Source organism: Rhizobium mesoamericanum STM3625, assembly GCF_000312665.1.
Taxonomy (GTDB): Bacteria; Pseudomonadota; Alphaproteobacteria; order Rhizobiales; family Rhizobiaceae; genus Rhizobium; species Rhizobium mesoamericanum.
The window spans coordinates 2,640,279-2,658,172 of sequence record NZ_HF536772.1 but is presented as its reverse complement, the minus strand read 5'-3'; the positions used below and the strand labels follow the sequence as shown (position 1 = coordinate 2,658,172).

Annotated in this window: 20 protein-coding genes and 1 tRNA gene; 8 read left to right on the top strand and 13 right to left on the bottom strand. The window is 57.3% G+C overall.

Annotation, left to right across the window (positions count from 1 at the left end):
- Nucleotides 1-52 precede the first annotated feature (52 nt).
- Nucleotides 53-853: a sulfite exporter TauE/SafE family protein gene (locus BN77_RS13085; RefSeq protein ID WP_007532545.1), complete on the top strand. Its 801-nt coding sequence runs from the start codon at nucleotides 53-55 to the stop codon at nucleotides 851-853.
- Here the strand turns inward: BN77_RS13085 and BN77_RS13080 are convergent, their stop codons facing one another.
- The 4 genes from BN77_RS13080 to BN77_RS13065 form a co-directional block, all read right to left on the bottom strand.
- Nucleotides 854-1,879, bottom strand: a complete 1,026-nt coding sequence (locus BN77_RS13080) for a DNA polymerase III subunit delta' (protein ID WP_007532543.1) — start codon at nucleotides 1,877-1,879, stop codon at nucleotides 854-856.
- Nucleotides 1,872-2,555, bottom strand: coding sequence for a dTMP kinase (tmk, locus tag BN77_RS13075; protein ID WP_007532540.1), 684 nt, complete (start codon nucleotides 2,553-2,555; stop codon nucleotides 1,872-1,874). The genes BN77_RS13080 and tmk overlap by 8 nt, the downstream gene beginning before the upstream one ends.
- Nucleotides 2,556-2,664: 109 nt before the next feature.
- Nucleotides 2,665-3,861, bottom strand: coding sequence for a D-alanyl-D-alanine carboxypeptidase family protein (locus tag BN77_RS13070; protein WP_040677753.1), 1,197 nt, complete (start codon nucleotides 3,859-3,861; stop codon nucleotides 2,665-2,667).
- Between the two features lie 69 nt (nucleotides 3,862-3,930).
- Nucleotides 3,931-5,031, bottom strand: coding sequence for a septal ring lytic transglycosylase RlpA family protein (locus BN77_RS13065; RefSeq protein WP_007532535.1), 1,101 nt, complete (start codon nucleotides 5,029-5,031; stop codon nucleotides 3,931-3,933).
- Nucleotides 5,032-5,543: 512 nt separating this feature from the next.
- Here BN77_RS13065 and BN77_RS13060 point away from each other — a divergent pair.
- From BN77_RS13060 to BN77_RS35535, 3 genes are all read left to right on the top strand, one after another.
- Nucleotides 5,544-5,633, top strand: a tRNA-Ser gene (locus BN77_RS13060).
- Nucleotides 5,634-5,966: 333 nt separating this feature from the next.
- The gene (locus tag BN77_RS34780; RefSeq protein WP_081593546.1) at nucleotides 5,967-6,185 is read left to right on the top strand and encodes a hypothetical protein; all 219 of its coding nucleotides are present in this window, start codon (nucleotides 5,967-5,969) and stop codon (nucleotides 6,183-6,185) included.
- Between the two features lie 879 nt (nucleotides 6,186-7,064).
- On the top strand, nucleotides 7,065-7,193 hold the full coding sequence (locus BN77_RS35535; RefSeq protein ID WP_268871437.1) for a hypothetical protein: 129 nt from the start codon (nucleotides 7,065-7,067) through the stop codon (nucleotides 7,191-7,193).
- Between the two features lie 1,713 nt (nucleotides 7,194-8,906).
- Here the strand turns inward: BN77_RS35535 and BN77_RS35830 are convergent.
- From BN77_RS35830 to msuE, 9 genes are all read right to left on the bottom strand, one after another.
- The gene (locus BN77_RS35830; RefSeq protein ID WP_007532527.1) at nucleotides 8,907-9,287 is read right to left on the bottom strand and encodes a TadE/TadG family type IV pilus assembly protein; all 381 of its coding nucleotides are present in this window, start codon (nucleotides 9,285-9,287) and stop codon (nucleotides 8,907-8,909) included.
- Entirely contained in the window at nucleotides 9,284-9,841 is a 558-nt protein-coding gene (locus BN77_RS35825; RefSeq protein WP_051177131.1) for a TadE/TadG family type IV pilus assembly protein, read from the bottom strand. Before BN77_RS35825 ends, BN77_RS35830 begins: the two co-directional genes overlap by 4 nt.
- A gap of 8 nt (nucleotides 9,842-9,849) precedes the next feature.
- Nucleotides 9,850-11,082 carry a TadE/TadG family type IV pilus assembly protein gene (locus BN77_RS13035; protein WP_244426179.1) on the bottom strand — a complete coding sequence of 411 codons (1,233 nt, stop codon included), beginning with the start codon at nucleotides 11,080-11,082 and terminating at the stop codon, nucleotides 9,850-9,852.
- 937 nt (nucleotides 11,083-12,019) lie between these two features.
- On the bottom strand, nucleotides 12,020-12,205 hold the full coding sequence (locus BN77_RS13030) for a hypothetical protein (protein WP_040677141.1): 186 nt from the start codon (nucleotides 12,203-12,205) through the stop codon (nucleotides 12,020-12,022).
- 451 nt (nucleotides 12,206-12,656) lie between these two features.
- Nucleotides 12,657-13,316 carry a peroxiredoxin gene (locus BN77_RS13025; RefSeq protein WP_007532518.1) on the bottom strand — a complete coding sequence of 220 codons (660 nt, stop codon included), beginning with the start codon at nucleotides 13,314-13,316 and terminating at the stop codon, nucleotides 12,657-12,659.
- A gap of 309 nt (nucleotides 13,317-13,625) precedes the next feature.
- A complete protein-coding gene (locus BN77_RS13020) occupies nucleotides 13,626-14,225 on the bottom strand; it encodes an RBBP9/YdeN family alpha/beta hydrolase (RefSeq protein ID WP_007532516.1) in 600 nt (199 codons plus the stop codon).
- A gap of 39 nt (nucleotides 14,226-14,264) precedes the next feature.
- Nucleotides 14,265-14,396: a hypothetical protein gene (locus BN77_RS35530; RefSeq protein WP_280109944.1), complete on the bottom strand. Its 132-nt coding sequence runs from the start codon at nucleotides 14,394-14,396 to the stop codon at nucleotides 14,265-14,267.
- Nucleotides 14,397-14,407: 11 nt separating this feature from the next.
- On the bottom strand, nucleotides 14,408-14,557 hold the full coding sequence (locus tag BN77_RS33475) for a hypothetical protein (protein WP_157224452.1): 150 nt from the start codon (nucleotides 14,555-14,557) through the stop codon (nucleotides 14,408-14,410).
- A 208-nt stretch (nucleotides 14,558-14,765) separates the two neighbouring features.
- Entirely contained in the window at nucleotides 14,766-15,329 is a 564-nt protein-coding gene (gene msuE / locus BN77_RS13015; protein WP_007532512.1) for an FMN reductase, read from the bottom strand.
- Between the two features lie 461 nt (nucleotides 15,330-15,790).
- On the opposite strand from msuE, the gene BN77_RS13005 reads away from it, so the two are divergent.
- The 4 genes from BN77_RS13005 (at nucleotide 15,791) to BN77_RS12985 (ending at nucleotide 17,811) form a co-directional block, all read left to right on the top strand.
- Nucleotides 15,791-15,946: an entericidin domain-containing protein gene (locus BN77_RS13005; protein ID WP_040677137.1), complete on the top strand. Its 156-nt coding sequence runs from the start codon at nucleotides 15,791-15,793 to the stop codon at nucleotides 15,944-15,946.
- A 184-nt stretch (nucleotides 15,947-16,130) separates the two neighbouring features.
- Nucleotides 16,131-16,352: a hypothetical protein gene (locus BN77_RS13000; RefSeq protein ID WP_040677742.1), complete on the top strand. Its 222-nt coding sequence runs from the start codon at nucleotides 16,131-16,133 to the stop codon at nucleotides 16,350-16,352.
- Nucleotides 16,353-16,605: 253 nt separating this feature from the next.
- A complete protein-coding gene (locus BN77_RS12990; protein ID WP_007532510.1) occupies nucleotides 16,606-16,890 on the top strand; it encodes a hypothetical protein in 285 nt (94 codons plus the stop codon).
- Nucleotides 16,891-17,061: 171 nt separating this feature from the next.
- Nucleotides 17,062-17,811, top strand: a complete 750-nt coding sequence (locus tag BN77_RS12985; protein WP_007532509.1) for a cytochrome c biogenesis CcdA family protein — start codon at nucleotides 17,062-17,064, stop codon at nucleotides 17,809-17,811.
- Nucleotides 17,812-17,894 lie beyond the last annotated feature (83 nt).

Here is a 17,894-nt window from a genome sequence, read left to right as displayed (position 1 = left end):
TCTCCAGCACTCGGCAGCACCAATTCAAGCGCGCGAGCTCGAGGTCGCCTGTTTGACTGACCTTTCCAGTTTCGATCCCCTCTACTCTTTCTCGGGACTTCTCGTCGGCGCGCTTGTCGGTATCACCGGCGTTGGTGGCGGATCGCTCATGACGCCCCTCCTGGTGCTGGTCTTCGGTGTTCATCCGGCCACCGCTGTCGGAACCGATCTGCTCTATGCCGCGGTTACCAAGACGGCAGGAACGGCGGTGCACGGCATGCACGGCCGGGTAAACTGGCGCATTGTCGGCTGTCTTGCCGCCGGCAGCGTTCCGGCAGCCCTGCTCATGCTCTGGCTGATGGCCGGCGTCGACCGCAAGAGCGTCGAAGTCGCCCACACGATCACGACAGCGCTTGGCTGGCTGCTTGTCATAACTGCCTTGATGCTGCTGTTTCGCAAGCAAGTTCTGGCGTTCGCCTTCCATGCAATCGGAGAGCGCTCGCCGCCCAAGCCGGTCACGATTGCCGTCTGGACCACCGTGCTTGGCCTGGCACTTGGTACCTTGGTTACGCTGACATCAGTCGGAGCTGGGGCTCTGGGTGTAACGGTGCTGCTCGTGCTGTACCCGCGCCTTGATGTCCGCGAGATCGTCGGTTCCGACATCGTGCATGCCGTTCCCCTAACGCTGATCGGTGGCATGGGCTACTGGATGATCGGCGAGATTAACTGGGGAATGCTGTTTGCTCTTCTGGTGGGCTCAATCCCTGGCATCGTCGCCGGTAGCCTGATCGCACCGAGGCTTCATGAACGGACAATCCGTATCGTGCTGGCGTTGACGCTCGTCGTCGTCGCCTGGAAGCTGCTCGCGCCCTGATCAGGGACCAGGCTGCTTGATGTCTCCGAGGATGCTGAGGATTGTTTGCTTGCGGTCCAGATTGTAGGCATCAGAGACCGTCAGCCGCTCGCCGATGTCGGAATGCAGACGGGCCAATCGCTCGGCCGCTGCCACCTGCCCTGCAATCGCTGCCGCCCGCGCCCTGCGCATCAGATCTTCGCTCACATGGCTAGTGAAGAACTCAAAGATCGTATCGCTATCTTTGCCAGAAAGGGCATCCGCAAGCCGATGCATCGCCCGGCGGGCAGATGCTCCCTGCGCTTGCAGGACCTCGTTATAGGCGGCGATGATCTCGCCGCCGCCATAGTTCACCAGCTTCAGCGCCTCGCCTACGCTGCCGTTCGCTGCCGCAAGAAGGTCGCGATCATTGGCCTCGATACCGAGATGCGCGAGCGCCGCGCCGAGAGCGCTGTCTTCAAGCGGTGCAAGCTTCAGCGGAAGGCAGCGCGAACGAATTGTCGGCAGTAGTTTCCCGGGCGCGTGCGAGATAAGTAGGAACAGCGCGCGCTTCGGCGGCTCCTCGAGAATTTTCAGGATCGCATTCGCGGCATTGCGGTTCATGTCATCGGCTGGATCGATAATGACGATGCGCCAATTGCCGGTGCCAGAGGTCTGTGAGAAGAAGCGCCCTGCCCGTCTGACTTCATCAACCGTGATGGCGGACTTGACCTTCCCGGTCTTCTCATCAACGGGACGCGCCAGGTGGAGCAGGTTGTGTGACGCACCGGAAGCTATCTGACGGCTAACCGATGAAGAGGGATCGGGATCCGCCAGCAACTCCGGCGCGCTGGTCGGATCAGGATGGGTCAGCACGTGGTTTGCAAAGCGGAACGCGAGTGTCGCCTTGCCGATACCCGGTGGCCCCTCTATCAGGATCGCGTGGTGCCCCTTACCCGACCGGTATGATTGCCCGAGGAACGCCTCGGCCTGCTCGTGACCAAATAGCTTCATATTCTCGGCCGGCCATATGGCGCCGTCGAGCAATCCCGGACGTTCATCACTCATGCGCTGTTTCCGCTACCTTCACCGAGGCCGGGTGTGACAGGCGCTGCCCAACGATCTCCAGAATCTCCGCCGCGATAGCCTCTTCGGTCTGCATCGCATCGATCACGCGGCAACGGTCTGGCTCCCCGGCAGCGATATCGAGGAAGGCTTCACGGCGCTTCTCGTGGGTCTCCAGTTCTTCCTTCTCGAAGCGATCCGGGCTCACGTCGCCAGCCGCTCCCCGCCTCCGGGCACGCTCCAGGCCGGCGCGGGCCGGCAGATCGAGCATCAGTGTGCAATCCGGGACGATACCATTGACGGCAGCACGTTGCAGCGCCTCGATGAATTCCGATTCAAGATTTCCGGTCACGCCTTGATAGACGCGGGACGAATCCATGTAACGATCACAAAGGACCACCTTGCCGCTCATTAGAGCTGGCCGGATAACTTCCTCGACGTGATCATTACGCGCAGCTGCAAAAAGGATTGCCTCCATGCGTGTTCCAAAGGCCTCGGCAGCACCCGACAGAAGCACGTGACGCACCGCCTCCGCGCCCGGTGAACCACCTGGCTCTCGCGTCAACAGCACGTCATGGCCCTGCACACGGAGAGACTCGGCAAGGCGACGGATCTGCGTCGACTTGCCCGCGCCCTCCCCGCCTTCAAACGTTACAAACAACCCTATACCGGATGACAATGACTGCTTCCTGCATTACGGCGCTAACCCGCACCACTGCCCTAACATCTAGCTGAAGGCAGCGAAAAGCGAAACTGCCTGTGACAACCCTGTGCGGCGAACATGGCGATCACGTGGGTTCGGGCTTATCCCACAGCCACGAAAACAGCAACGTCTCGCCGAGCTCCATGAGAGCATCGACGGCTCGGCTGCTCAATGAGCCGACAGCCACGTTTTCTTTCGTGTAGAGCGGCACCTCGCGCAAAAGGCGGCCACCGGCAGAGATCCGCAGCGTCCCTATCTCATGACCCGCCTCCACGGGAGCCATCAACGGCCAACGGTAGACGATACGCGCCGAAAGCCGCTCCGGATTATTAATCGGGATATAGACGCTCACCGGCGTCTTTGCGACAAGATCGACGCTCCGCGAGGTTCCACCGTAGACGCTGGCTTGGCCGATGATCTCAGCATCGGCGAAAATCTGGCGGCTTTCGAATGCGGTCAGCCCCCATTCGAGCACCCGCTTTGCCTCCTCCGTCCGCTCCTTGTCGGAGGCAATCCCGCCCAGTGCCATAAGAAGCCGCCTGCCGTCGCGTTCGACTGAAGCAACGATCGAGTATCCCTCTCCCTCGGCAAAGCCTATCGCCAGGCCATCAACCCCCATGCCGAAACCAAGCAGCGGGTTGCGGTTGCGCTGGAAGATCTTGTTCCATTCGAAATCGGGCTGCGCGAAATAGGGATAGAGGTTCGGATAGGACTTTTGAAGTTCAGCAGCCAACGTCACCATATCAAGCGCGGTCGTCTTGCTCTTGCCATCAGGCAGTCCGGTCGAATTCCCGAAGACAGACCGCTCCATGCCAAGCGTCTTGGCGCGCCGTGTCATAGCTGCGGCAAAGGCCGGTTCGCTGCCGCTCATTCCTTCCGCAAGAATGATGCAGCTGTCATTGGCGCCCTGGATGGCAATACCCTTGACGAGATCCTCTACTCGGACATTCGATTTGAGCGCGGCGAACATTGTTGCCGTGCGCGACGGCGCGCCACCGGTGCGCCAGGCGTATTCGGAAACGGGATATTCGGTATCGAGTGTAATCTGGTTCCTGGACAGCGCGTCGAAGACCAGATCCAGCGTCATCAGCTTCGCGAGCGAAGCCGGCGAGAAGGTCTGGTTTTCGTTCTTGGCAAGAAGCACTGTGCCGGTCGACGCCTCGATCATGTAGGCTTGCTCGGCCTTGGTCGCGAATGCGGCGTTGGTATCGGCGTTCGCGGCAACGGCACCCGTTGCAAAAGGCAGAAGACAAACGCACAGGCGAACCAAACGCTTCAACACCGAAAACCCCACAGCTCGGGCGACCTTGAAGATGCTATCGGCGGACCGAGAGCGATGCAATGGGCAGCGTTACTCGGCGCTCGCGGCGGCCCCCTTCTGCCGCTTGAAGGATGCCAGGATGGAGTCCTGCGTGAGCCCATCGTTGCGAACCATCACCGCATCGAAAGCGAGTTCCACGCTCACGGTTTTGGCGCTCACTTCCTGATACCCCATTGCGAGAGACCGCTGTCCTGCGTAGGGACGCTCATATGGGATTGGACCGAATTCCGGCAGAATGACCATCTGCCCGGCGGTTGGCTCTGCAAGCGGTGCAGCACCACCAAAGGACGGTGACGGCATCGGTGTCGGAACGGGCGCCGCATTATAGCTGGCGCTTGGGGTCGAGCCGGCATAGGACGTCGCCGAGACCGGCACCGGGACACTCTCGGGCTCGGGCGTGAAGCCGCCGAAGCTCTCTAGCTGGTCTGCGGTTATGCGCTTGCTGTTGGAGGCGACCATAACACCGCTCGCGATTTGCCCACCGCCCGGGTTGATACCCGGAATGCGACTGCCCTTTGGCACGTAGGAGGCCATCAGATAGGGCATATCGTGACCGTCCATGCGGGCACGACCAACATACTGGACGCGGACCCTTCCGGTACCGCTATGCTGCAGGTCAAGCATATCGGCCGTCTTGTTCGACAGGTCGATGATGCGCCCCTCGTGGTACGGACCACGATCGTTCACACGTACGATAATGGACGCGCCGTTCTCGGTATTCGTCACACGCGCATAGCTCGGCAAAGGAAACGTCGGATGCGCGGCGGAAAGATGCATCTGATCATAAACTTCGCCGTTTGCAGTCAGGCGACCGTGAAAGGCCGAACCGTACCAGGATGCGATGCCGACCTTGTTGTAGGAAAAATCTTCCTTCGGGTAGTACCACTTCCCCTTCACCACATAGGGGTCTCCGACCATGTAGCGGCCGCCGCCCTTCGGGATATTATTGCCGGTGGCAACGCGCGGGCTCGCCTTGACGCCGTATTCCTTCTCCGAAAAATATTCCTTACCGTGGGTGCGTTTCGTGGACGTCGGAGCGGTACCGCATGCCGTAACCGTTGCGCAGATGAGCGACAGTCCAACCCATCGCATTCCTGCCGCGAATGACGCCGCCCTGTAGTCTCGCTTCATATGTCCCACGCGCCCAAGACCGTTATGGTTAAGAAATCTGCCCAGACTTGGGCCAGACACCCCTAATCCCACCAACCTAACGAGACTTTAATCATGCGGCGTTCATGGCAAATTTGCGAAGCATTTCGCAAAGATAGGGACAATTCTAATTAATATGGTTAATAAGTTGCTAATTTAACACACCGAGCGACACGCTGAGCGCACGGAGCTGGCGGTGTGTTGAAGGCGGGTGTTCTCTATCGCCATCCGCGAAGCTGATAGAACCAGTTGACGCTTTCTCCGAACGGCTTTAAACGCTGCATTGCCTGAGCTTATCGCGAGAGGCGACAGCAGGAGAGGCGCCAGCTCCAAAGGCAGCGTCAAATCAACTGCACGAAAGAGTGCCCGAATGGCTCGAGAAGCCGGTGTTACAAGCCGGAACAGTCTCTGCTGTAAGGGCGTGAAATTAAATGGTTTCCAGCGATTGAAGCTGGTTTTGCGCCGGCAGCTCGAACGCAGACGCAAAGAGAAACGGTGAAGTGCGAGAGTGGTTTAATCGAGCGGTCTTGAAAACCGCCGTACCCGGAAGGGTACCGTGGGTTCGAATCCCACCTTCACCGCCATTTTCCGAATTATCCAATTGATTTCACTTTGCATTTCAAAGAGCAAAAGTAGGCTTCCCACTTTTTCCCCACTCGATTTTGACGCTAGAAGGACTTTCGGAGGGATGCTCGGCCCGCTCGTTCGCGAAGCGGGCGGAATAGCTTTTCTCATTGCTCAGGCTCAATTGCGCAGGAAGCGTGGTCAACGGCATCGTTTTCTCTGGCATCAAGGTCCGCGATGAGCGATTGCAGCCACAGAAACGCAAAAAGCAAGCAATTAGCCGACGCTGCTCCAATTGACTCCACCGACCTAAATGAACAGGCTAACTCCGAGATGCCACTTAGGAGCAAACTATGACCCCGGAACGTTTTAGCGAGTGTCTGCTCCATATCAGATGGACCCCAATCAATATCGCGTCGGCGCTTCAGTGCGAGCTCTCATGGATTGAAGCGTTAGAAGCCGGCAACGAAGAGGTTCCGGCCGAACTTGCGACGTGGTTGGAGGCACTGGCGAGAGCGCACGAAGCTTTGCCAACACCAGCGGCATACCGTGGCAAGAGTTCAAAGCATTGAGATAAGTGGCGCAAGTAGGGCTCCGGCACGCCAGAATACTCGAGTACCAGGGCTGCCGGAGCATAGCCATGCCCGAAGGGGACGCGCAGTGTTCAGAAAAAAATGATGCTGAAATAGCAGCGGAGCTAGAACGAGAGCGCATCAAAAACGGCGGCGCTCTCGACCACGATGACCTAAGGAGCGGTCAGTGACAACGCCTATCTCTACTACATGCACCACCGCCTGGGATGGGCGAATAAGTATCCCGTCGAAATAAGAAACACGGGATATGTGCTGATCGCCATCTTACTGGCTATCGCGCTGAAGCTATACGGCATTTTATGAGCTAACGATGTGGTGACGACGATGAGGATATTGGTTCATCGGGCTTGACGCGCGGGAGCGAAGTCAATCCATCCACATCATACGGCTGCCGGCAACCTCTTCAAGGAGAGAGGCGCTATGCGCATGGCCTATTACCCGTCCGACTTCGGGAGAGAAGCTCAGGCGTTGCCTCCGAAGAACTGAGCTTCTCTCCCTCTGGCATTCGAGATTTCGTCCTGTACAGGATGCTCGGTCCCCGTTGCGTCCTGTTTAAGCCGCACCGTTCGGATTGCCATGCCAGGCACATTAGCGGTCCCGGAAATAATTGAAACAAATTTCTGAGGTGCCCAAGGATACGATGCAGCCCGGATATGGCAGACCGACCCTCCGCGGGATCCGGGAACTGCCCCTGGTGACTCACACTTTTGCGAGATTTCCGCCCCGGCTACTGTCATCCCCGAAAAGGAGACAGAGCTATGAGCCACCGAAGCGAGCGATGATGAGTGTTGCAGTTCCGCACTCGACTCCCCGATGAAGCGGTGTTTCAGTAGCGAAGCCTAAAGTTGGGAGTTGGCGATGTACTACGAGTGGAATGAAGCCAAGGCGAGGCGGCAGTACTTGATCAAGTTCGCGACGGTCTGGCTGGCGGCAATCGCGCTGGCATTTCTTCCCGTGTGGTGGCTGGTACAGGAAACCACGTTCTAGCCATCAAAGCGCGAGCCAATACCACGCGTGGCGGCATGTGATTGATGCCGATTGTGGTTATGTGCGCGCCCCCCCAAATTACGGCCGACTCCTGCCACAGTGCTCCGACGTCTGCGTCACCCCCGCGGGCCTCAACCTTCCTAGCCCCACCGAATGGCTAAGCCATCCTGTTCGAACGGAGGCATCCTGCCTTCGTCACCAGCGCTGTATATTTTGGGATGCTCGCAGGTTCATCCTCTGTGAGCAGGGACCATACCAAGGCCAATGGAACCCCTCCAGGCCTTCAGTGCCTCTGTCTACAGCCAGGCCGCGACACTAGCCGCGGCCTCGGTTTTTCAGAAAGGCTTGGCCTTAAGCAGATGCAAATTCTGCCGCCGGATCTAGCTGAAGGACCTGCATTGAAAGCTCCATATTGTTGGAAAGAGTGTTGCACGTACCACCATTGGTGAACATGCGATTTATGGACGCTTGTGCTGTTATGGCGGCGGCCCCAAATGCGGCCGACTTCCTGTATCAGTGCTCCGAGGTCCGCTAACCCCAGCGGACCTCACCTTTCCAGACCCCACCCAATGGCTGAGCTCGCCTGTTCGAACGAAGGCATCCTGCACTTTGCCTTCATCGGCTATTCTGAAACGGCTCGCAGTTCCTCTGTGAGCAGGGTCAACACATCAGGCCAGTAGAAAACCCCCTGCCCGCCTCGTGTGCCTCTGTCTACGGCCAGGCCGCGGCTAGTGTCGCGGCCTCGGCCCTTCAGAAAGGCTTGGCTTGAACCTGGCACAGTCGCGTGGTGGGTACTCCGAATATTACAATCGGCAACCAATTTTGAGACGACATCGCCACTAAGTCCGGTACGCTCCTCGGCGTATCGGGAGTAGCTGAAATGAACTCAGAAACGCGCGTTGATTTCCATGAGAGCGACTGGCAATGCATGGTCATGGTGCTGACAATGCCCTTGGCCATTGCCGCGGTTTCGTTTGGATGTCAGTTCTTTCTTTAGGTTTGGGCGCCCATCACGAGGCTGACAGAGGATACCACAAAGGTTGCTCCACCAGCGGGCGGCTGAGGGTCTCCGCACGGCTATTGATAATGTTTCTCAGCCCAGCGCGGCAGCAGTCAAACTGGCAAAAATGTGCATCTCAGTTTGAAATTGCTAGCCGCTGAACAACTTCAACAACGTCGCGCGTGCGTGTCGCGCGCCGGCCCCACATGGCATCAAATTCATTGCCGGGCGATTGAATACAGGCGTTTGCCGCCTCCAAACTGGGAAACTCATAGAATGCAGTATGCTTCGAAGGATCGGTTCGGCTCCACGTACGCCAGGCCTGGAGCGCCCCAAAAGCGCGCAATGCGTCTGGCATATGGCTGTCATACCATCGATCGAAGGGCGCCCGGTCCGCTTCATTGGGAACATCGGCCCGCACTATTAGCAGTGCTATAGTAGACATCTTCTCCCCCTCATCTCGGATCCTATATGATACGAGGCTCAAGCATATAGGAGTTCGGCGTGGTTCAAAAATCCCCTTCCGCCGCCGGCGATATTGCATGTTTCAACAATCTTACGATGGAGGAATGGTGGCGTCGTCGGCGACATCACGGCAAGAACTTGTGGTGACACAGTAGGCCTGCGGCCGATGGGCCCCATTGCGCGCGGTGTGTACCGAAGGCTCTGCCCTACCCTTGACTGCGAATTGTTCCTAATGCGCTCAAGCCGGTTCAATAGGTCGGGAAGCACGACGTTGCGGCGATGGTCACCGGTACTGATGGCAAAAGAGGAATTGCGATCGTATACGTGTAGGACGCCGTAACATTCTGTCCGCACGCGTCTTTCGTCACTGAAAAAACACTGGGATCGATTGTAAGGCCATAGGCCTGGTCAACGGCGTACGCTTGGATTGAACTTACATCTGGACAGGTGCTGTGGAGTAGGCTCGCACATCGGGCGCCGAGGTCGACGGCGTGCTGCAATCCCAAGCGGGTCCAGAGAAAGAGCCCGAACTGTCCGATAGAAAATACAAGAATTATGAAGATCGGCGCAGTCAGAGCAAACTCGACTGCGGTTGTCCCCTCGGCCCTCCTCGCGATGTGGCGTATCATTGAATCCTCGCTGTGGCCGTTGACTGCAGTGCAAACGATGCGGGCACGAAAGGAAGCGCAATGTAGGGTATGTAGGTCGCAGCGGCAGAGGCGGATACATAGGTCCCGGCTCGCGATCCGTCGGAACAGAGGCTGGAGCACGTCGTGCTGGAGATGCCTACATTGCTGGGGCAACCGCAAAATTTCGACGGCGCCGGTGTCGCGGAGATGACGGCGGAGTTAGTATTTCTTGTTATGACGTTGGACATGGCGGAACTATTGAAGCCGTGGGTCAAAGCATACTGCAGACCTCGCTGAGCCGCATTCTGCACCTGCGTCTGCTGGAGCAGTGCGGACGAGTAGTCGACGAGACCGAATGCCATCGCGATCAAGACCGGCAGTATGATCGCCAAGTCAATAGCGGCCGTGCCGTGCTCTTGATTGAAGAGATCCTGACAGAGCCTTCTTCGAACCCGCGCCAATATTGCCCGAGTGTATGGGGCAGGCCGCGGCCGTTCGGTGACCGGCGCGCCCGAGAACGACGCTTCAGTTGGTAGTGTTTTTTCTGCAGCCATTATGTTCCTCACTCGACCAACTTGCCGGCGGCACTGCCGATGGCGCGGGTTGGATAACTGCTGCAATCGATCGATAGGTTGGAATTGCCCGTGAAGGTGACCGTGTCCGCGATGATCTTGATGCAGGCATTTGTCGCGGTGTTACCCCCCGAGTAGCTGACGGCCGCCTTTGGCAGGTAGATCGATCCTGTCAAACTCTGGGTCGCACCGCCATTGAAGCTGAAGGCGGTGCCAGCCGGCATGTGCCGGTCGCCGAAAATCACGAGACCGGCCGTGCTTCCCGTAAGCGGTGGCGTGAGATCAAGGATCGCACCACCGTTGATCGAGGCGGTGCCGTAATTGCTTCCCGTGCTCGAAGTAAAGATGATCGTGACACCGTGGCCAATCAAAGTCGCGCCGCCATTGACCTTAAGGCTAGCGCGATCTAGAATGTAGATCCCGGGGTTAAGGGTTAGGACAGCGCCTGCGTTTACGGTAATGTCGCCGCAATAAACACCCGGCTGGAGTGTCGTTTTCCCCTTGATGTTTTGTTTGCCGTTGCTCGTGCAACCCGAATAGGTCGGTATCGCAACGTCGGCATAAGGGTCTGTGACAGGCGAAATTCCGGTCGCCGTTCCCTCGCTCGCCTTTATGCCGCCAAGACCACTGATCCCACCGACAGCCCCGACCGACAGTGCCTGGATCAACGCCGAACCGCCGACATTGACCGACGTGGAGCTCGTCGAGTTCGCAACCAAGCTACAATTGTTCAACGTCACCGAGGCTGTCCCCTGAGCCGACGCAGCAGCATTCGCGGTCTCGTTTAGGGCGAGCACGCAGGCATTGGCCGCATTCGACATCGCGACGGATCTCGTCGTCACGACGAAAGCCTCGTCCAGCCAAAGGGCGGAGAACAACAAGTCCATTGGTTGTTGCGCAACGACTTCGATCGCGGAGTTATTCCCGGCGTAAGATCCCTGCGTCGGCGGGCGGTGGATCGATATCACTACGTTGTTCTGGCCATTAACGAGCCCATAGCTTGCCGTTATCGCATTAACCTGGGATTGAACTGGTGCGTCGCCGCTGTTGGTATAGGCGGCTGCGCCGCTGACAGCAGCCGCGTCGGTTGCTGACTGCATCTCCTGTTGCTTGTAAGTCCACAGCCCATAGTCTGTGCCGAGCCCTATCAAGCCGATCAGAACCGGGAGCGACAAAGCGAAAATGATCAGGTAAGCGCCAGACGAATCGTGAATGAAGTCCACGATTTTCTTCCGGCGGAGCAAGCCAACTGAAACCCGAAGCATTGCATTCCCCCATCAGACGGAAAAATCCGAGAAAGAAACCCTGCTCCTAGATTCTTTATTTTGCGTAAACTCGCAATTGTCAAAACTGTAGTAAAAAAATCTTTAAATATTCCTATAAAATCCAATGTCTTTAATTTTATACATACGATTACAACTAAATTTACTCTATTTTGATCATCTTCCACTTAATAACATCATGCTATACCTAGTAATATTATATAATACGTTGGGCACTGGCAAATGATCCGCAGGGCGACCACAGCATTTCAGATCCTTTCGACGTGCCGCTGGCGTTAGCTGCTCTCAGCGTGAAGCGATGAGTTTTATTCTCCCGGCTGCCATGCCCCGACTTTCCCCTGCCGGTCGTCTGGGGATATGCTCCCCATTGTAGAAATTCGACGTATGCGTGTCTCAGTTAAAAGGGAACGATACCGATGAAACGCGCTTATCTATTGACGGCGGCGCTACCTTTCGTAGCAGCCCTTGCTGGCTGCCAGGGTACCGCTCATGATGCCGATATCGGACGGGTGGGCAGTCCCACCAGGAGCGCCACAGTCAGCGCCGCTTTGATCCACGCCAAGCAACAGCAACAACAACAGCAACAGCCACTCAATAATTTCGAGACCCGTTGCTACCAAAAGAGCCGCACCCTTCGTTGTCAGACGAATTCGAACTGATCGGCGAATGATGCGTGCAGATGCCGCGCCATCGCTCGGTCAGCAGCCGACAGGTCGGCAGAAGGTGCACGCGAAGGTGGGGGCGGCCGGTGTCGAGTGGCGCGTTATCCGTCAGGCATCGAGCCGCAGACCATACGAGAAGACGCGAATACGGTGGCGCGGCGATCGGAGTCGCGAACTTTGAGCCTGCGTATCTGACGGCTAGCTTGTACTGGGGCTCATTGCAGCTCGGAATCTTGCTCAACGTCGATGACGATCCCGTGCCGCAACGCCTCCTGCTTGGTTGCCTGAATAGCCTGTTGGACGTGATACACGACTAGGTCGAAGTCCGGGCCTTCCCACGAGGCGATTTCCCGGGCAACACTTAAGGCAAAGACCAGTTGCGCAATGTTCGTCTCGTCCACGGAAAGCGTCCCTACCAGGCGCTGGAAGATTAAAGCCCGGCCAAATTCGCAGCAACGCGCAAAATTGGATGCCTCGATGCAAGAACAACATCAATCGTCTAGTGGAAACGTACTATGGACCTGCCTAACAGGCGGGCGGCGCCGGCCCTCCGAACGTCTCGCAAGCGCAGTTGTCATGAGTGCCGCACCCATGTCTCTATGACCTTCTGCTCAAGTCGTTTAATCTAATTTCGTCAATCTTCGGAGGACGTTAGATCCCCTCGGCCCGAAGTATACCAGCCTCTACACGAAATCCCTCGTGGTACCGGACGTTCAAGTCGCGTCCGGATCAAGGCCTGGGTTGCGCCGAACGCGGCGCTGGTCTGCGGGCTATCGGGGTGCATGAATGCGCCGAGTGCAATCCCACTCCTGTGCCAATCATGCCACCCCTATGCGTGCGCTGCTGGGGCGATCACGCCTGCGGCTGCTTTGTCTTGCGCAGATAAGGAAGTACCGTGTCGAATGATCCGAAGCGGGTAATCGCGTCCTCGTTCGACACGGCCGCCGTAATGATAACATCCTCGCCCTGCTGCCAGTTTGCGGGCGTCGCAACCTGATGCTTTGCCGTCAACTGGATAGAGTCGATCGCGCGCAGTATCTCATTGAAGTTTCGGCCCGTTGTCATCGGGTAGGTGAGGACAAGCTTGATCTTCTTGTCCGGGCCGATGACGAAGACGGAACGGACGGTGGCATTGTCAGCGGGCGTGCGGCCTTCCGACGTTTCTCCAGCTCCCGCTGGCAGCATGTCGTAGAGCTTGGCGACCTTCAGATCCTTGTCGCCGATCAACGGATAGTCCACATCGAAGCCGGTCGCCGTCCTGATATCGCTTTTCCATTTGCTGTGGCTCTCAACCGGATCGACGGAGATGCCGATAATCTTGACGCCGCGCTTACGAAATTCGGGTTCCAGCCCGGCCATCGCGCCAAGTTCGGTGGTGCAAACTGGCGTGAAGTTCTTCGGGTGCGAGAAGAGGACCGCCCAGCCATCACCGATCCAGTCATGGAACTGAATGGCCCCTTGTGTGGTGTCGGCGGTAAAATCGGGCGCAATATCGTTGATGCGGAGGCTCATGAGCGGATCCTTATTGTAAAAGGGACGTTGGTTTTCAATGATCGGCGATTGTGTAGCCGTTTTCTGCCGCTGTTCAAGCACTTGTGCGAAAACGCTGGACTGGGCATGGCCGCAAAGCCCCTACTTTTGCTCGGCAGCTCAAATTATATACATTTATTCTGTCAATGATTCGATAGAAACGCTCGAACTTCGGCGCTTTGGACTTATCGTGAAGGTCGCGCTTGAGGAGAACGTCTGCAAATACAGAGTGAACGGCCGATGAGCTCCGTGCCATGTCATCGATGACGGACTGCCAGCACCCGATATTGGTCACCACGCCGACGAAGCTGCTCTGCCGAGTGACGGTCTCTTCGGTGGTATCTTATCGAGATGATGCGTTCTTGCTTTCAACCTTTCGAAAATGCGGTAGCCGCCCGGCCAACGGCCGTAACCGCTGGCGACATTGATGTGTCCGGCTAGACCGACATTGCGCAGCTCGCTGCCCCAGAGGCGGGAAAAGAGCGTCAGGCGATCGAGCGACATGTAACGGTCGTCGAGGCTGCCAACGACCATGCTTGGAAACGGCAACTCGGCAGTCGGCATCGTGCCAAAAGCAATCCGCCCTGGGTGTAATTTGTCGGTCGCTGGCAGGTCGCAAGGGGCCACTAGCAGCGCTCCCCTCACCCGTCCCGCTGCAGGACGCCCAGCGAGACTTGCCGCCAACAGACATCCCAGACTATGGGCGACGACGTAGGCCTCGCCGACGTCTTCGAGAGTTGCCTCGAGTTTCGCGCGCCAGACATTCAGGTTCGGATGATCCCAATTTTCCTGCTGGACGAGGCGACTTTCGGGATGATCTCGCAGCCATGCGGTTTGCCAGTGCGCGTCTTCTGATCCAAAAAGCCCGGGCAGAATAAGTACCGGCGTCATCTTCAATCCTTATCTGGGCGCGTGAACGAGCTGTCGGCTCTAGAGAACGCCTAGGGTGATCGCGAAAAGGAAGCCGAACGCGAAGACCGTAGCCGCCGGGGCGGCCAGATCCGCTGCAACGCTAGCCAGTCGAATTCGCGGAGCGATAAGACGATCATCGAGCACGGTCATGTCGTTTCCCCTTAGTACCAAGGCCCCGGCGATGGATTCCAATAGTAGATTTCATAGTCGCGCGCCGTCGGCCCGCCGTCCCCTGGCGGTTCGGCCCGCAGTCGGGCAGGAACAATGCGGACCACCGACCAGAACCACAGAAGAAGCGACTGTAGCGTCATCGTTTTCTCCTTACCCGACCTCAAATCAGCTGGTTGCGCCGCGCGTTTGAAAGCAAAACCGTGGCGCTCGCGACGGGACCAAATAGCATCAGGAGACGATTTTGCTCGCGCATCGTGAGACGATAGCGACGAGCAAAATCGAAAACATTCCAAAGCTCGCTTCCCATCGCCCCATCCTCTGCACTTCCCATGGGACGGCCTCCAGCTCTCACTCGGCGGCCTGAAGAGAGGCCCTTGCCGACGGGACGAAAGAGAAGGCGGCCAGCTCATCGACTACAGAGCCGATGCGGCCAGACAGCGCCTCCGAGGCGACTTTGTAATCGACAAAATCGCGGTCTGAAGCGTAGATGGCCGTAGGTAGCGTGTGTGCCATGAAGAAGCCGAACAAAGGCCGCAGCTGATGCTCGACAATCAGGGCATGGCGATCTCCGCCACCGGTGGCGGAGATGATAATCGGTTTGGAACGCAGTTCGCTCGGCTCTATAAGATCAATAAGATGTTTGAAGAGGCCGGGATATGATCCCTTGTAAGTCGGCGAGCCGACGACGAGGACGTCCGCCTGGACGATATCATCGAGGACCTGCCTCGCCTGGTCATCCAACTCGCTGCGCGATAGGGCGGTACCAAGCGACGGGCCCACGTCCTTGAGATCGTAAATATTTGTGGCGAAGCCGTAGTTTTCAGCGACAAGCCCGGCGATATGCTCGATCAACGTGTACGTCTTGGACGGACGGTTGAAGCTACCGGCAATGCCCACCAATCGCAGCGACATGTATCTCTCCTTTGTTGTTGCATCAAATATTCTCTATAAAATTACTGAACAAAAGGAATGGAGTTCCTTAATGAGGAACAACCATAAAATTCGATGCTTCAAGGAGGCGGTCCCAGCAGTCTGGGTTGCGCAACGCCTGCAAACCCTTTTCACCGCAAAGCCTCCAGGCGGGAGTGAGAGCCTAGAGGCACTGGCTACGGAGCGCAGCTTGGAACTCGCTAGCGCAATATTTGCAGGAACCTTTGCTCCCGCTGTCCGTTAGCTTGACCGCAGCGTTTGAAATCCGCGCTGTCGGGCCAGCATCGCCAACAGGTCCGCAACAGCCCGGTGGATTCTAGCCCGCCGGGCTTTTTGTTGGGATGCACGCGTTTCCTAAAGTCTTGCATTTCCTCGACGCGGTTCGTTTTGAACAACTTGCGGTCTCGCGCATTTCCTATCGACTCCAACCAGGAGATACGAAAATGACGACCACCGCCAAGATTGCTGCTGCTTTTTGCGTGCTTATCGCATTGAGTTCGTGCGCAAACACGATCAAGGGGTTTGGACGCGATACGGCCAATACCGTCAATGCGACCCAGAACGCCGGCAATCGCGTCGCGCGCGCGGCGTCCCATTGATCTCGTTGACGGCCTCGCCGTCACTTAATTGAGCGCCGGTTGAAGCCTGCCGAGGCCCTCCTTGTCGGGGCATTAGGTCTTTTCTAGACTCATGACATCTATGGCGTCACCCCGAAATGTTCGGAGGGCCTTGAAATCGCATCAACCGGCGCAAAGATTCCTCTGAATGCAATGGAGGCCAGCCATGTCGGACTACAGAGAGGAACGGCGGTATCGGTGCCTGAACGACGGAGGGAAGACCTACGTAGTCATTCAGCAAATCAGGATTTCCGGCGCGGCTTTACCCAAGACCGACTACATGACGGAGGACGGCGAGATCGTGAACCGGCTCGATGACGACCATTTCCTGCTCCTGCTCGACGGCCAGGTACTACACATTCCCCATGTCTCGGACGCGGATCACTGATCAGTGCCGATTGTCTGCCAGAGCCAACTGCGGCTCTGCATTGACGGCTCACCTCGAATTGCCAGCGTGGGACGCCCGCCTTTTGCGAGCGGCGTGAATGTAAAGTCGATCAAACCATAACTCTTTACGATCATCCGGCGCATGACCGGAAGATGAACGCCGGCTTCAGAGCGCATTCATGCGCCACATCTAATCTGTCGAACCAACACCGCTCCAAAGGCGTTAAGTCAGTAGATACAGATGGAGACTGATCATGAGAAAGCTTATTGTTGCAGCTGCCGGACTCGCGACGCTGCTCGTGAGCGCACCGGCTTTCGCAGAGGGCGTATACTTGGAATTCGGCCCTAAACCGCACTACTATGACGATCCGCCACCGCCGCGCTATTACAGGCACGAGCCGCGTTATGTCTACGGTGATGATGAAAACGATTATTATCGTCCGCGGTATGCGCGACAGGTGTGTTGGCAGGAGCCCTATCAGAAGAAGAGCCATCATCACTATGAGACCAAATATACGACCGTCTGCCGCGACCGCTGACGTCGTGTGAGGTCCTTTGAAAGGCGATAGTGCTTTCGAGCCACTGTTGCCTTTCTTTGGGAGCATCAGATCACCGACCACCTATTCTCCAAAACGCAAAAAGGTGATTGGCTCGAATGGCTGGGCTGCGATAGGACTTCGCTCATGCGTGCCTGCCGCCGGAGTAGCTAAGTGTCGATTGCCGATATTTCCTTGTTAAGCGCCCTGTTTGCCGGGACGCTGTCGTTCCTCTCGCCCTGCGTCCTGCCTCTCGTTCCGCCCTATCTCTGCTATATGGCCGGTATTTCCGTCGAGCAGTTCCGTGGCGGCGGCGCGGTCGCCATTGCTTCCGATGGGCGGCGGAGCGTCCTGTTTTCGGCACTTTTCTTCACGCTCGGCTTCGCCACAGTTTTCGTGGCGCTCGGGGCTGGTGCATCCAGCATCGGCATGGCGCTTCGCCAGCATCTCGATCTCCTGGCAAAGATCGGCGGCCTGATTATCATCATCATGGGCTTGAATTTTTTGGGAGTCTTCCGGATTGGAATTCTGGCCCGTGAGGCACGCTTTCAGGGCAGCGGGAAGCCAGCGACGCTGACGGGTGCTTATATCATGGGCCTCGCTTTCGCTTTCGGCTGGACCCCTTGCATCGGACCCGTCTTGGGAGCAATTCTTGGCGTTGCAGCTTCACGGGAAACGGTGGGCTCCGGTGCCGGCTTGCTGGCCGTCTATTCGCTCGGCCTTGCTATTCCGTTCTGGATTGCCGCAGGCTTTTCCGGTGCGTTCATGCGCTTTCTGACACGTTTCCGCCGGCATCTCGGAACTGTCGAAAAAGTGATGGGCGCCTTCCTCATCCTGTCAGGTCTCGCCTTCATGTTCGGTTTCGTCACTGACGTCGCAATCTGGTTCCAGCAGACCTTTCCAGTACTGATGAAAATCGGCTAAGCCCACCTGTTCTTCGAAATGAAAGCAGTTTGGGGAACGCGGACAGAGATTTGCCGTGACGGCATCGGGAGCACCCGATCACT

What these genes read in the sequence shown, in the direction of transcription:
- BN77_RS34780 (WP_081593546.1), top strand. Translation starts at nt 5,967, where the DNA reads ATGACCCCGGAACGTTTTAGCGAGTGTCTGCTCCATATCAGATGGACC.
- BN77_RS13025 (WP_007532518.1), bottom strand. Translation starts at nt 13,316, where the DNA reads ATGAGCCTCCGCATCAACGATATTGCGCCCGATTTTACCGCCGACACC.
- BN77_RS13020 (WP_007532516.1), bottom strand. Translation starts at nt 14,225, where the DNA reads ATGACGCCGGTACTTATTCTGCCCGGGCTTTTTGGATCAGAAGACGCG.
- BN77_RS12990 (WP_007532510.1), top strand. Translation starts at nt 16,606, where the DNA reads ATGAGAAAGCTTATTGTTGCAGCTGCCGGACTCGCGACGCTGCTCGTG.
- BN77_RS13080 (WP_007532543.1), bottom strand. Translation starts at nt 1,879, where the DNA reads ATGAGTGATGAACGTCCGGGATTGCTCGACGGCGCCATATGGCCGGCC.
- BN77_RS35535 (WP_268871437.1), top strand. Translation starts at nt 7,065, where the DNA reads ATGTACTACGAGTGGAATGAAGCCAAGGCGAGGCGGCAGTACTTGATC.
- BN77_RS13065 (WP_007532535.1), bottom strand. Translation starts at nt 5,031, where the DNA reads ATGAAGCGAGACTACAGGGCGGCGTCATTCGCGGCAGGAATGCGATGG.
- BN77_RS35830 (WP_007532527.1), bottom strand. Translation starts at nt 9,287, where the DNA reads ATGATACGCCACATCGCGAGGAGGGCCGAGGGGACAACCGCAGTCGAG.
- BN77_RS35825 (WP_051177131.1), bottom strand. Translation starts at nt 9,841, where the DNA reads ATGGCTGCAGAAAAAACACTACCAACTGAAGCGTCGTTCTCGGGCGCG.
- msuE (WP_007532512.1), bottom strand. Translation starts at nt 15,329, where the DNA reads ATGTCGCTGCGATTGGTGGGCATTGCCGGTAGCTTCAACCGTCCGTCC.
- BN77_RS33475 (WP_157224452.1), bottom strand. Translation starts at nt 14,557, where the DNA reads ATGACGCTACAGTCGCTTCTTCTGTGGTTCTGGTCGGTGGTCCGCATT.
- BN77_RS13000 (WP_040677742.1), top strand. Translation starts at nt 16,131, where the DNA reads ATGTCGGACTACAGAGAGGAACGGCGGTATCGGTGCCTGAACGACGGA.
- BN77_RS13005 (WP_040677137.1), top strand. Translation starts at nt 15,791, where the DNA reads ATGACGACCACCGCCAAGATTGCTGCTGCTTTTTGCGTGCTTATCGCA.
- BN77_RS35530 (WP_280109944.1), bottom strand. Translation starts at nt 14,396, where the DNA reads ATGACCGTGCTCGATGATCGTCTTATCGCTCCGCGAATTCGACTGGCT.